This is a genomic window from Streptomyces sp. NPDC053755 (genome assembly GCF_040677675.1).
GTDB lineage: Bacteria > Actinomycetota > Actinomycetes > Streptomycetales > Streptomycetaceae > Streptomyces.
Window position 1 is genome coordinate 479,293 of sequence record NZ_JBFASK010000001.1, and the last position, 12,321, is coordinate 491,613.

Annotated in this window: 8 protein-coding genes; 4 read left to right on the forward strand and 4 right to left on the reverse strand. The window is 70.9% G+C overall.

Annotated elements, in window-relative coordinates:
* Nucleotides 1-147: 147 nt before the first annotated feature.
* From AB0K65_RS02145 to AB0K65_RS02155, 3 genes are all read right to left on the reverse strand, one after another.
* On the reverse strand, nucleotides 148-969 hold the full coding sequence (locus tag AB0K65_RS02145; protein ID WP_365713353.1) for a hypothetical protein: 822 nt from the start codon (nucleotides 967-969) through the stop codon (nucleotides 148-150).
* Nucleotides 970-1,128: 159 nt separating this feature from the next.
* Nucleotides 1,129-2,502 carry a metallophosphoesterase gene (locus AB0K65_RS02150; RefSeq protein WP_365713652.1) on the reverse strand — a complete coding sequence of 458 codons (1,374 nt, stop codon included), beginning with the start codon at nucleotides 2,500-2,502 and terminating at the stop codon, nucleotides 1,129-1,131.
* Nucleotides 2,503-2,832: 330 nt separating this feature from the next.
* Nucleotides 2,833-3,948 carry a LacI family DNA-binding transcriptional regulator gene (locus AB0K65_RS02155; RefSeq protein ID WP_365713355.1) on the reverse strand — a complete coding sequence of 372 codons (1,116 nt, stop codon included), beginning with the start codon at nucleotides 3,946-3,948 and terminating at the stop codon, nucleotides 2,833-2,835.
* A gap of 378 nt (nucleotides 3,949-4,326) precedes the next feature.
* Between AB0K65_RS02155 and hisC the strand changes: the two genes are divergently transcribed.
* Nucleotides 4,327-5,427 carry a histidinol-phosphate transaminase gene (hisC, locus tag AB0K65_RS02160; protein ID WP_365713657.1) on the forward strand — a complete coding sequence of 367 codons (1,101 nt, stop codon included), beginning with the start codon at nucleotides 4,327-4,329 and terminating at the stop codon, nucleotides 5,425-5,427.
* 4 nt (nucleotides 5,428-5,431) lie between these two features.
* Here hisC and AB0K65_RS02165 read toward each other — a convergent pair whose 3' ends face one another.
* Nucleotides 5,432-5,821 carry a cyclophilin-like fold protein gene (locus AB0K65_RS02165; protein ID WP_365713357.1) on the reverse strand — a complete coding sequence of 130 codons (390 nt, stop codon included), beginning with the start codon at nucleotides 5,819-5,821 and terminating at the stop codon, nucleotides 5,432-5,434.
* Between the two features lie 203 nt (nucleotides 5,822-6,024).
* Between AB0K65_RS02165 and AB0K65_RS02170 the strand changes: the two genes are divergently transcribed.
* From AB0K65_RS02170 to cydD, 3 genes are read left to right on the forward strand one after another with little or no spacing between them, the layout of a single operon-like run.
* Nucleotides 6,025-7,533, forward strand: a complete 1,509-nt coding sequence (locus tag AB0K65_RS02170; protein ID WP_365713359.1) for a cytochrome ubiquinol oxidase subunit I — start codon at nucleotides 6,025-6,027, stop codon at nucleotides 7,531-7,533.
* An 18-nt stretch (nucleotides 7,534-7,551) separates the two neighbouring features.
* Nucleotides 7,552-8,556: a cytochrome d ubiquinol oxidase subunit II gene (gene cydB / locus AB0K65_RS02175; protein WP_365713361.1), complete on the forward strand. Its 1,005-nt coding sequence runs from the start codon at nucleotides 7,552-7,554 to the stop codon at nucleotides 8,554-8,556.
* Nucleotides 8,557-8,575: 19 nt separating this feature from the next.
* Nucleotides 8,576-12,199, forward strand: a complete 3,624-nt coding sequence (gene cydD, locus AB0K65_RS02180) for a thiol reductant ABC exporter subunit CydD (RefSeq protein WP_365713363.1) — start codon at nucleotides 8,576-8,578, stop codon at nucleotides 12,197-12,199.
* Nucleotides 12,200-12,321: the final 122 nt, after the last annotated feature.

Below are 12,321 nucleotides of genomic sequence, written 5' to 3' on the forward strand. Positions count from 1 at the left end.
CGGCCCGTACCCGATCGGGCCGCTTCTTCGGACGCCCCCGCTGGTCAGACCGGTAAGCGCGCGGGCAGGGGCCGGTGCGGCACATGCGCGGACAGCGTCGGTCCGGGATGTGCGCGGGTGGTCGGTCCGGCACGTTCTCGGGCGGTGTCAGTCCGGCACGCTCTCGGGCGGCCCGAAGTCCGGGCTGGAGAAGTCGGGACTGCTGTATGACGGGCGGTTGCCCGACGCGCCCTCGCCTGGGCTGGAGAAGTCCGGGCCGCTGTACCCGACCTTCGGGATCCGGGAGACCGGGCGGGGTCTGGGGGTGGGGGTGGGCCGCGCGGCGCCGGGGTCGGCCAGCGCCTCTCGCAGGAACGGCACGATCCCGCGTTCGAGCAGTGCGTGGCGCCAGGCGTCCCTCGCGAGGGACAGCTCGTCCCCCGCGGCGGCCCCGGAATCCGCCGCCACCTCGGTGGCTCTGTTGCGCAGCGCCGTGACGAGCAGTCCGGCGGCCGCGCAGAGCAGCCCGGCCGCGGCGACGGCGCCGAAGAACCAGCCGGCCGTCAGCAGCGTGTCGGCGAACTGCAGTGCCGGGGCCAGGACTTTCAGCACGGCCCCGACCAGCAGGAAGATCAGTGCCGCGGTGCCCGCGAGCACGGGTGCCAGGACCGTGACGATCGCGATGACGCCCGCGCCGGGACCGCCGCTCGCCCCGTCGCCGTCCGCCGCGAGGACGGCGCCCATGACACTCGTACCGCTTGAGCGTCCCTGTTCACGGATCTTCACGAAGTGGTCGTACTCGGGCGCGGCCGCGGCCGTGATCAGGGCCGTCGCGCTCAGCGCCATCGCGCGCAGTTGCGCGGCCGTGAGTCTGGTCCCGACCTCGGCGAGGTCCGGACGGTCGTGCGCGTGACGCAGTGCGTCGTCGAGGACGCGCTCGAACTCGGAGCGGTCCTCGGTCAGCAGGTGCGGAGCCACGTTCATGTGCATCCCCCGATGCTCCGTAGGGCCTGACAGCCCGCGGACGTGCGGGCGGTTGGCGGAAACGGAGGAGAGCCTGCTACGGATGTGCCGATGGTATTCCGGTTACGCCACAGGGTGACAGGGGGTTTCCCGAAATCGCCTAGGCCGGATGCGCAGGGTTATCCATCAGCCGTTCAGGGGGAGTTGGACGACCAGAAGCTTTCCGGCCATGGTCACACCGCCGTCCATGGCGATCGCCAGGCCGTCCGCGTACACATGCGGTCCGTCGACGACCGGGTCCGAGCCGCTCTCGCCGTCCTCCGTGCCGACCTGGCCCAGGAGGTACGGGATGGGGCTGTGGCCGTGGACGACGCGGCGGCCGCCGTAGGTGTCGAGCAGCTCCCGCACCGCTTCGGGGCCGCCGTCGTCACGGAAGGCGAAGCGCTTGGTGAACTTGCGGAACAGGTCCCAGACCTCGTCCGCGTCGTTGCGGTTGATGATCTCGTGGACCGTCTCGTTGACGTCTTCGATGGTGCTGCCGTAGTCGAGGTACGCGGTGGTGTCGGAGTGCAGGAGGAGGTGCCCGTCCTCCTCGACGACGGCGTCCAGCCGGGACATCCACTGCAGGTGGACGTCCTGGAGGCGGTCCATGTCGTACTTCTGTCCGCCGTTGAGCAGCCAGGCCGCCTGGAACGTGGCGGTGCCGGCACCGGAGTTCACCGGCGTGTCGGCGAAGCGCTTGGCGCCGATCAGGAGCAGTTCGTGATTGCCCATCAGGGCCTTGCAGTAGCCGCCCGCCGCGGCGGCCTCGGCCGACAGGCGCATGACGAGGTCGATGACGCCGATGCCGTCGGGCCCGCGGTCGGTGAAGTCGCCGAGGAACCAGAGGCGGGCGTTGCCCGCGGCCCAGCCGCCGTTCTCGTCGATGAGGCCCTGGGCACGCAGGGCCGCGATGAGTTCGTCGAGGTAGCCGTGGACGTCGCCGACGACGTAGAGCGGGCCGGGGCCGTCACCCGTCACCGGTGCCTGCGCCGGGGCGGGGCCCGGGTCGACCTGGACCTGGACCGTGTCGCCCCGGTTGATGACCGGCAGGTCGCGCTCGGTCGGGGTGTAGCCCTCGGGGATGTCGCCCTCCGGGAAGGCGTTGCCGGGGTGGCCCGCCGGATCGGCCGGGACGGAGGCGGTGGGGACGGAGGCGGCGGGGCTCTCGGTCCGGGTGGCCATGACATGGCCGAGGTGGAGCGTGCGGTCGGGCGCGGCGCCGGACGCGCCGACTCCCGGTGCTCCCATGCCCGGTGCTCCCGGTGCTCCCGGTGCTCCCGGTGCGGCTGAGGCGGCACGTGCCGCGTGCGCCACCGGCGCCGTGGGAACGCCCGTGGCGGGTTCGCCCGGGCGTCGGTCCGCCGGCGCTCCGGGGAGACCCGGAGCCTCGGCGGGCGGCTCGGTGGCATGGCCCTGCACGGGCACCCGGGCGTACGGCGGTACGCGGAAGTCACGCAATGTCGCCGTGCGCACCACGGGTTCCTGCCCGGCCCCCTGAGTCATCGACCCCTCCACCACCGTCGCGATGCCCTGCACATCGCGGACCCTGCCTGGTCGGGGTGGTCCGCGGTGTCGTGCGCCCATCATAGGAATGAGGGTCCTCCTGTGTGACGCACCAGGGGTGGTGAATCCGGGTCCACTCCGGGTTCACCGGTTGTTTCGCCCGAATTGAGAAGGTCTAGGCCAGGGTTCGAGCCGGGAGGGCCCTCGGTTTGGGCCGGACATCGGCGCGTACGAGACCCTCGGGTGCTTCGTTCGCGTGGTCCTTCCGGCCCCTTCCGGGCTCTTTCCGGGCCTTCCGGACCCTTCGGGTCCCTCCCGGTTCCTCCGGGTCCTTCCGAACCCTTCTCAGTCCTTCTCGTCCTTCGAGGGGGAGCGCGGCGGGCTGACGGTCGTCCGGGGTGAACGCCTCTGGGAGGAGGTCCGGACGATGAGTTCGGTCGGTATCACCCGCTCGACCGGTCCGTCGGCGTCGATCCCCTCGATGGCGTCGATGAGGAGCTGGACGACGGCCGTGCCGATCCGCCGCGGCTTGAGCGAAAGGGTCGTGATGGGCGGTTCGGTGGTGGCGTAGACGGTCGACTCGCTGCAGCAGACCAGCAGCAGGTCGTCCGGTACCCGCAGCCCGTAACGGCGTGCGGCCGCCAGGAGGTCGGTTCCGTTGGGATCGAAGAGCCCGTACACGGCGTCGGGGCGATCGGGGCGGGCGAGCAGCCGGTCGGCCGCGACGGCGCCCGCGCACGGATCGTGCGCCGGATAGGCCTCGTAGACGGGATCCTGTCCGACCCGCTCGCACCAGTTGAGGTACGCGGTGGTGGACAGGCGGGTGTAGGTGTCGGTGGTGGTGCCGGTGAGCAGCCCGATCCTGCGGGCGCCCGCGGCGGCGAGGTGGTCGAGGAGGTCGAGGACGGCGGCTTCGTGGTCGTTGTCGACCCAGGCGGTCACCGGAAGGGTGCCGGCGGGTCGGCCGTCGGAGACGACGGGCAGGCCCTGGCGGACCAGCTCGGTGACGACCGGGTCGTGGTCGGAGGGATCGATGACGACGGTCCCGTCGAGGGCGACGTTCGACCAGACGTCATGGCGGGAGGTGGCGGGGAGGATGACCAGGGCATAGCCGCGGGCGAGCGCGGCCGAGGTCGCGGCTCTGGCCATCTCCGCGAAGTACGCGAATTCGGTGAAGGTGAAAGGTTCATCCCCGTAGGTCGTCACGGTCAGGCCGATGAGGCCCGACTTGCCGGTACGGAGCGTGCGGGCCGCCGCGGATGGGCGGTAGCCCAGCCGGTCTGCGACTTCGCGAACGTGGCGGCGGGTGGCGTCCGGGAGCCGGCCCTTACCGTTGAGAGCGTCGGAGACAGTCGTGATGGAGACCCCGGCGGCGGCGGCTACGTCCCGGATGCCCGCTCTGCCCTGCCGGCTTCCCCGGGTCTGTGCCCGGCTCACCTGGTGCTTCCCTGCTGCTGTCATGGCGAGCCGATAGTAGGGCGAGGGAGGGTGGGTGAGCCGGTCGCATATTCACTCGTTGACAGGCACGTTTCTGCATGATCCAGATAGGTCAATTGCCTTGGAAATAAAGGTAGTTACATCGCCGCGCGGTGGATCTAGGGTCGCCGACGGGCATGAGCCTGCCACGGGAGCGATGTCTCGAAGAGGTCTCAACTCACCTCTACGGGGGATGCGCGCCACGGCGCCCGCCACCGGCGCGCGCCACCCGGGCTCGCGCTCCCTCTGTTTTCCACAGCTCGGGGATGAGGTTGTCCACAGCCCATTCGCAGCGGACGGGAATCCTCATAAGGTGAGGAGTATTGGTGGTACGGACGGTCGAGGAGGACCACAGTGAGCTCAGTGAGCGAGACCGGCGGGGCGAGCGGCGCGGGCGGCCCGAAGCTGCGCGCGGTGCTGGACGGCATTCCGACGTACAAGCCGGGCAAGCCGGCCGCCGCGGGGGGCCCGATCGCCTTCAAGCTGTCCTCCAACGAGAACCCGTACCCGCCGCTGCCCGGGGTGATGGAGAGCGCGCTGGCCGCGGCCGCGAACTTCAACCGCTACCCCGACATGGCCTGCACCGGCCTGATGCAGGAGCTCGCCGACCGCTTCGGCGTCCCTGTCTCGCACCTGGCCACGGGCACGGGCTCGGTGGGTATCGCCCAGTCGCTCATTCAGGCGACGGCCGGCCCGGGTGACGAGGTCATGTACGCCTGGCGCTCCTTCGAGGCGTACCCGATCATCACGCGGATCAGCGGGGCGACGCCGGTGCAGGTGCCGCTGACCGAGGGCGAGGTCCACGATCTCGACGCGATGGCCGAGGCGATCACCGACCGGACCAGGCTGATCTTCGTCTGCAACCCGAACAACCCCACGGGCACCGCGGTGCGCCGGGCCGAGCTGGAGCGCTTCCTGGACCGGGTGCCCTCCGACGTCCTCGTGGTGATCGACGAGGCGTACCGGGAGTTCGTCCGCGACACCGACGTGCCGGACGGCATCGAGCTCTACCGCGACCGCCCGAACGTGGCGGTGCTGCGGACGTTCTCCAAGGCGTACGGTCTCGCGGGGCTGCGGGTCGGCTTCGCGATCGCCCACGAGCCGGTGGCGGCGGCGCTGCGCAAGACGGCGGTGCCGTTCGGAGTGAGCCAGGTCGCCCAGGACGCGGCGGTCGCCTCGCTGCGGGCCGAGGACGAGCTGATCGGACGGGTCGGCTCGCTGGTGTGCGAGCGGGAGCGGGTCCACGCCGGGCTCGTGGCCCAGGGCTGGACCGTGCCGGACACCCAGGCGAACTTCGTCTGGCTGCGGCTCGGCGAGCGGACGGTGGACTTCGCGGCGGAGTGCGAGCGGCACGGAGTGGTGGTGCGGCCGTTCGCGGGCGAGGGCGTGCGCGTCACGATCGGTGAGGGCGAGGCGAACGACCTGTTCCTCAAGGCGGCGGAGGGCTTCCGCAAGGAGGGCTAGTCGGTCACCAGGACTGGTCGGCCACCAGCTCTACCCGGATCGGGTCGCCGTCCCTGACGGTGGCCAGGACGCGCGGGTCGCCGTCGAGAGAGCCCAGCACGTTGCACGGGGAGGCGAGCCGGCACTCGGAGCCCCGGGAGATCGGCGTGGGTCCGTAGGGGAGGGCGAGTGCGTCTCCCTCCGTCCAGAACGCGACCGTGCCCGGCTCCACCACCTGCCGCGCGTCGGCTTCGACGGCGGCCGAGACGGGTGTGTCGAAATACACTTCCTCGCCCCAGGTCCGGGCGGTGGAGGAGATCGGGAGAACCCCCACGAGCGCCTTGCTCGTGGGGGTTTCGTCGATGGTGGCCGTGGTGTGTCCGGCGGGCCAGGAGAGACGGATACGAAGGGTCATGGCCCGATTCAACAATATGTTGAAGGCTGGGGGAAGGGGTGACCTTCGAGTAGGGACCCCCGGTACTCATACGGATTTCGTATGAGTCATAATGCTTGTGAATGTGAACGCGTTCACAAGCGTGTCACGGTTCATCCCGGGATGGGTGGGATTAAAGGGGCAGGTCGCCCCCTGTGACCACGGCGATGTAAGGAGAAGACGACGTGGACCTCGCTCTGGCGCCAGAGACTCTGGCGCGATGGCAGTTCGGCATCACCACCGTCTACCACTTTCTCTTCGTCCCCCTGACGATCTCCCTCGCCGCGCTCACCGCCGGTCTCCAGACGGCTTGGGTACGCACGGGGAAGGAGAAGTACCTCAGGGCCACGAAGTTCTGGGGCAAGCTTTTTCTGATCAACATCGCGATGGGTGTCGTCACCGGCATCGTGCAGGAGTTCCAGTTCGGCATGAACTGGTCCGACTACTCGCGCTTCGTCGGGGACGTCTTCGGTGCGCCTCTCGCCTTCGAGGCCCTGATCGCCTTCTTCTTCGAGTCGACCTTCATCGGCCTGTGGATCTTCGGATGGGACAAGCTGCCCAAGAAGATCCACCTCGGCTGCATGTGGATGGTGTCGATCGGCACGATCCTCTCCGCGTACTTCATCCTGGCGGCGAACTCCTGGATGCAGCACCCGGTCGGCTACCGCATCAACGAGGAGCGGGGCCGGGCCGAACTCACCGACTTCTGGCTGGTGCTCACCCAGAACACCGCCCTCACCCAGTTCTTCCACACGATGACGGCCGCCTTCCTGGTCGGCGGCGCCTTCATGGTCGGCATATCCGCCTTCCACCTGGCGCGCAAGAAGCACATCCCGGTGATGCGGACCTCGCTGCGGCTCGGACTGATCACGCTGATCATCGCCGGTCTCGGCACGGCGATCAGCGGTGACCTGCTCGGCAAGGTGATGTTCAAGCAGCAGCCGATGAAGATGGCCGCCGCCGAGGCGCTCTGGGACGGCGAGGCGCCGGCCCCCTTCTCGATCTTCGCGTACGGCGATGTCGAGAAGGGCCACAACACGGTGGCCATCGAGGTCCCCGGCCTGCTGTCGTTCCTCGCGAACGACGACTTCACCTCGTACGTCCCGGGCATCAACGACGTCAACAAGGCCGAGCAGGAGAAGTTCGGCCCCGGTGACTACCGGCCCAACATCCCCGTGGCCTACTGGGGCTTCCGCTGGATGATCGGCTTCGGCATGGCCTCGCTGTCCATCGGCATGCTGGGCCTCTGGCTGACCCGCAAGAGGTTCCTGCTCCCGCCGGCGATGCGGACCGGTGAGGACGAGGTGCCGAACCTGGTCCTGTTCCAGCGGAAGGCGCTCAGCCCGAGGCTCACCCGCTGGTACTGGCTCGTCGCCCTCTGGACCATGACCTTCCCGCTGATCGCCAGCTCCTGGGGCTGGATCTTCACCGAGATGGGCCGTCAGCCGTGGGTGGTGTACGGGGTGCTGCGCACCAGGGACGCGGTCTCCCCCGGGGTATCGCAGGGTGAGGTGCTCACCTCCATGATCGTCTTCACGCTGCTGTACGCCGTGCTCGCCGTGATCGAGGTCAGGCTGCTCGTGAAGTACGTCAAGGCCGGACCGCCCGAACTCACGGAGTCCGACCTCAACCCGCCCACCAAGATCGGCGGGGACGAGCACGACCCCGACCGGCCCATGGCCTTCTCGTACTGAGGCTCAGGAGATCGAGGCATGGAACTCCACAACGTCTGGTTCGTACTCATCGCCGTCCTCTGGATCGGCTACTTCTTCCTCGAAGGCTTCGACTTCGGCGTCGGCGTCCTCACCAAGCTCCTCGCCCGTGACCGTGCCGAGAAGCGGGTGCTGATCAACACCATCGGCCCCGTCTGGGACGGCAACGAGGTATGGCTGCTGACCGCGGGCGGCGCGACCTTCGCCGCGTTCCCCGAGTGGTACGCGACGCTCTTCTCCGGGTTCTACCTGCCGCTGCTGCTCATCCTGGTCTGTCTGATCGTGCGCGGTGTCGCCTTCGAGTACCGGGTGAAGCGACCTGAGGAGAACTGGCAGCGCAACTGGGAGCACGCCATCTTCTGGACCTCCCTCATTCCCGCCGTACTGTGGGGCGTCGCCTTCGGCAACATCGTGCGCGGAGTGAAGATCGACGCTCAGAAGGAGTACGTCGGCACCCTCGGGGACCTGCTCAACCCGTACGCGCTTCTCGGCGGCCTGGTGACGCTCGGCCTCTTCACCTTCCACGGCGCGGTTTTCGCCGCGCTCAAGACGGTCGGGGACATCCGCGTCCGGGCGCGTGCGCTCGCCCTGAAGCTGGGCCTCGCCACGGCCGTCCTGGCGGTCTCCTTCCTGGCCTGGACGCAGGCCGACAAGGGGGACACCGGAAGCCTGGCCGCCATGATCGTCGCCGTGGTGGCGCTGGTCGGCGCCATAGGCGCCATCAAGGCAGGGCGTGAGGGCTGGTCGTTCGCGCTCTCGGGCGTCACGATCGCGGCCGCGGTCGCGATGCTCTTCCTGACGCTCTTCCCGAACGTCATGCCGTCCTCGCTCGATCCCGCGTGGAGCCTTACGGTGACGAACGCGTCGTCGAGCCCGTACACCCTGAAGATCATGACGTGGTGTGCGGCGGTGGCGACTCCGTTGGTGATGCTGTACCAGGGCTGGACCTACTGGGTGTTCCGCAAGCGGATCGGCACGCAGCACATCGCCGACACCGCTCACTGACGCCACTCATGAGTGGGAGATGTTTCACGTGAAACCGATCGATCCGCGTCTGCTCCGGTACGCCCGGGCCACCCGCCTCTTCCTGGCGGCGGTGGTGGTGCTCGGCCTCGCCGGGGCGGCGCTGGTCGTCGCCCAGGCGATGCTGATCGCCGACGTCGTGGTCGGGGCCTTCCAGGAAGACCGGTCGGTCTCCGATCTGACCACTCCGCTGTTGCTGCTCGCCGGAGTGGCGACCGGCCGGGCGCTGATCTCCTGGCTCACCGAACTGGCCGCCCACCGGGCCGGTGCGGCGGTCAAGTCCGAGCTACGAAGCCGACTGCTCCAGCGGGCGGCCGAGCTGGGGCCGGGGTGGCTGAGCGGCCGGCGGGCGGGTTCGCTCGCCACCCTGGCGACCCGGGGTGTGGACGCCCTCGACGACTACTTCTCCCGCTATCTGCCGCAGCTGGGGCTCGCGGTGGTGGTCCCCGTGGCGGTGCTGGCGAGGATCGTCACCGAGGACTGGGTGTCGGCGGCCGTCATCGTCGTCACCCTGCCCCTCATCCCTCTGTTCATGATCCTCATCGGCTGGTACACCCAGGCGAGGATGGACCGGCAGTGGAAGCTGCTGTCACGGCTCTCGGGGCACTTCCTGGACGTGGTGGCCGGGCTGCCGACGCTCAAGGTCTTCGGACGCGCCAAGGCGCAGGCCGAGTCGATCCGAGCCATCACGTCGGAGTACCGGCAGGCCACGATGAAGACGCTGCGGATCGCCTTCCTGTCGTCCTTCGCCCTGGAACTGCTGTCGACGCTCTCGGTGGCGCTGGTCGCGGTCGGGATCGGCATGCGGCTGGTCCACGGCGATCTCGACCTCTACACGGGCCTGGTCATCCTGATCCTCGCGCCCGAGGCCTACCTTCCGATCCGGCAGGTGGGGGCGCAGTACCACGCGGCGGCGGAGGGACTGGCGGCTGCGGAGGAGATCTTCGAGGTCCTCCAGGCCCCGGTGCGGGAGACCGGCACCACGGCCGTACCGCCGACGTCCCCGCGCCTGGAGCTGGAGAACGTGACCGTCCGTCACCCGGGCCGCGCCGAGCCCTCGCTGGACGGAGCCTCGCTGGTCGTCGAGCCGGGTGAGACCGTCGCCCTGGTGGGGCCGAGCGGGATCGGCAAGTCCACGCTGCTCGATGTCGTGCTGGGGTTCGCGGCGCCCGAGACAGGAGGCGCCGTACGGGTCGGGGGTGCCGAACTCGGCACGTTGGACCTGGAGCAGTGGCGGTCCCGGATCGCCTGGGTTCCGCAGCGGCCGTACTTCTTCGCGGGCACGATCGCGGAGAACGTCCGGCTGGCCCGTCCCGACGCCACCGACCAGGCGGTCCGGGAGGCCCTGCGGGACGCGGGAGCGGACGGCTTCGTCGACGGGCTGCCGACGGGCATGGACAGCGTTCTCGGCGAGGACGGGGCGGGCCTCTCCGCGGGGCAGCGCCAGCGCCTCGCGCTGGCCCGGGCGTTCCTGGCCGACCGTCCGCTGCTGCTTCTGGACGAACCCACGGCCGCGCTGGACGGCGAGACGGAGGCCGCCGTGGTCGACGCGGTGCGCCGGCTCGCGGCCGGCCGGACGGTGCTCCTGGTCGTTCACCGACCGGCACTGCTCGCGGTCGCCGACCGGGTGGTCACGCTGGGCCCGACGACCGCGCAGGGGGCGCCGGACGACGGCCGCCCCGCCTTGCCGGCGCCGCTCCGGACCGGAGGGGTGGACGGTGCCGAGTCGGCGGGGGCCGTGGAGCCCCCGGACCGTACCGGGGAGACGGGCCGGGGTGAACTCGCACCGGTGCCGGCCGGTACCGGGCCGGCCGCCATCGGATCCGCCGCTACCGACAGCCAGGGCGACGGCCGGGGTGGGCCCGGCCGGGCCCGTCTCCTCCGGCGGGTCCGTGACATGGCCGGAGAGCTCAAGGGCCGCATGGCGCTCGCACTGCTGCTCGGCAGCCTGGCCCTGGGATCGGCCGTCGGGCTCATGGCGGTGTCCGGATGGCTGATCTCCCGCGCCTCCGAACAGCCCCCGGTTCTCTATCTGATGATGGCCGTCACCGCCACGCGCGCCTTCGGCATCGGCCGGGCCGTGTTCCGGTACGCCGAGCGGCTCGTGTCCCACGACGCCGTGCTGCGGATGCTCGCGGAGCTGCGGGTCTCCGTCTACCGGCGCCTGGAGCGCATCGCCCCCGCCGGACTGCGCCGCACCCGGCGCGGCGATCTCCTCTCCCGGCTCGTCCAGGACGTCGACGCCCTCCAGGACTACTGGCTGCGCTGGCTGCTCCCGGTGGGAGCCGCCCTCGTCGTCGGGGCCGGCTCGGTCGGCTTCACCAGCTGGCTCCTGCCCGAGGCCGGAGCCGTCCTCGCCGTCGGCCTGCTGGCCGCCGGGCTGGCGGTCCCGCTGCTGAGCGGGGTCCTCGCCCGACGCGCGGAGCGGCAGCTCGCCCCCGCCCGCGGCGTTCTCGCCACCGCCGTCGTCGACCTGCTGCGCGGCTGCGCCGAACTGACGGTCGCGGGGGCGTTGCGGGACCGGGTCGGCAAGGCCCGGTCCGCCGACCGCACGCTCACCTCCATCGCCTCCCGGCAGTCCGCCGCCACCGCTCTGGGCGCCGGGCTCTCCGCGCTGGCGTGCGGGCTGACGGTCGCCGCCGCCGCGGTCGTCGGAGTCCAGGCCGTTCGCGACGGGCGTCTGGACGGCGTCAACCTCGCGGTGGTCGTCCTGACTCCGCTGGCCGCGTTCGAGGCCGTCACCGGCCTTCCGCTGGCCGTCCAGTACCGCCACCGCGTCAAGCGGAGCGCCCAGCGGGTGTACGAGGTGCTCGACGCGCCCCTTCCCGTGCACGAGCCGGAGCACGCCGTCGAGCCGCCGCCGAGCCCCTTCCCGCTGGAGATCGCCGGCCTGCGCGCCCGTCACGCCGGGCAGGAACGGGACGCCCTGGACGGCTTCGGTCTCACGCTGGAGGCGGGGCGACGGGTCGCCGTCGTCGGCGCCTCGGGCTCCGGGAAGACCACCCTCGCCCAGGTGCTGCTGCGCTTCCTGGACGCCGGCGCGGGGACGTACCGGCTCGGCGGGGTGGACGCGGCTTCGCTCGACGGCGACGACGTCCGCCGCCTCGTCGGGCTCTGCGCCCAGGACGCTCACACCTTCGACAGCTCCCTGCGCGAGAACCTGCGCCTGGCCCGTACCGACGCGACCGACGACGAGCTGCGGGCCGCGCTGCGCAGGGCACGGCTCCTGGAGTGGGTGGACGGGCTGCCCGAGGGCCTCGACACCATGGTGGGCGAGCACGGATCGAAGCTCTCCGGTGGCCAGCGGCAGCGCCTCGCGCTGGCGCGGGCGCTCCTCGCCGACTTCCCCGTCCTCGTCCTCGACGAGCCGGCCGAGCACCTCGACCTCGCCACGGCGGACGCGCTCACGGACGATCTCCTCGTGGCCACCGAGGGCCGCACCACCGTCCTGATCACCCACCGGCTGCGCGGCCTCGACGCCGTCGACGAGGTGGTGGTCCTGGACGAGGGCCGCACCGTGCAGCGCGGCGCGTTCGCGGAGCTGGCCGCCGCGGCGGGGCCGCTGCGACGGATGCTGGAGCGCGAACGCGAGAGCGACCTGTCGCTCAGCGGGGGCGCCGCCTGACCTGGGCGGCGGTCGGGTGCGCCGCCTGACCTGGGCGGCGGTCGGGGGCGCCGGCTGACCTGAGCGGCGGTCGGGGGCGCCGGCTGACCTGAGCGTAGCTCGGGGGGCGCCGGCCCGACTTT

Coding starts and splice junctions, on each gene's coding strand:
- AB0K65_RS02165 (WP_365713357.1), bottom strand. CDS start 5,821: ATGACCCTTCGTATCCGTCTCTCCTGGCCCGCCGGACACACCACGGCC.
- AB0K65_RS02155 (WP_365713355.1), bottom strand. CDS start 3,948: ATGACAGCAGCAGGGAAGCACCAGGTGAGCCGGGCACAGACCCGGGGA.
- cydD (WP_365713363.1), top strand. CDS start 8,576: ATGTTTCACGTGAAACCGATCGATCCGCGTCTGCTCCGGTACGCCCGG.
- cydB (WP_365713361.1), top strand. CDS start 7,552: ATGGAACTCCACAACGTCTGGTTCGTACTCATCGCCGTCCTCTGGATC.
- AB0K65_RS02145 (WP_365713353.1), bottom strand. CDS start 969: ATGCACATGAACGTGGCTCCGCACCTGCTGACCGAGGACCGCTCCGAG.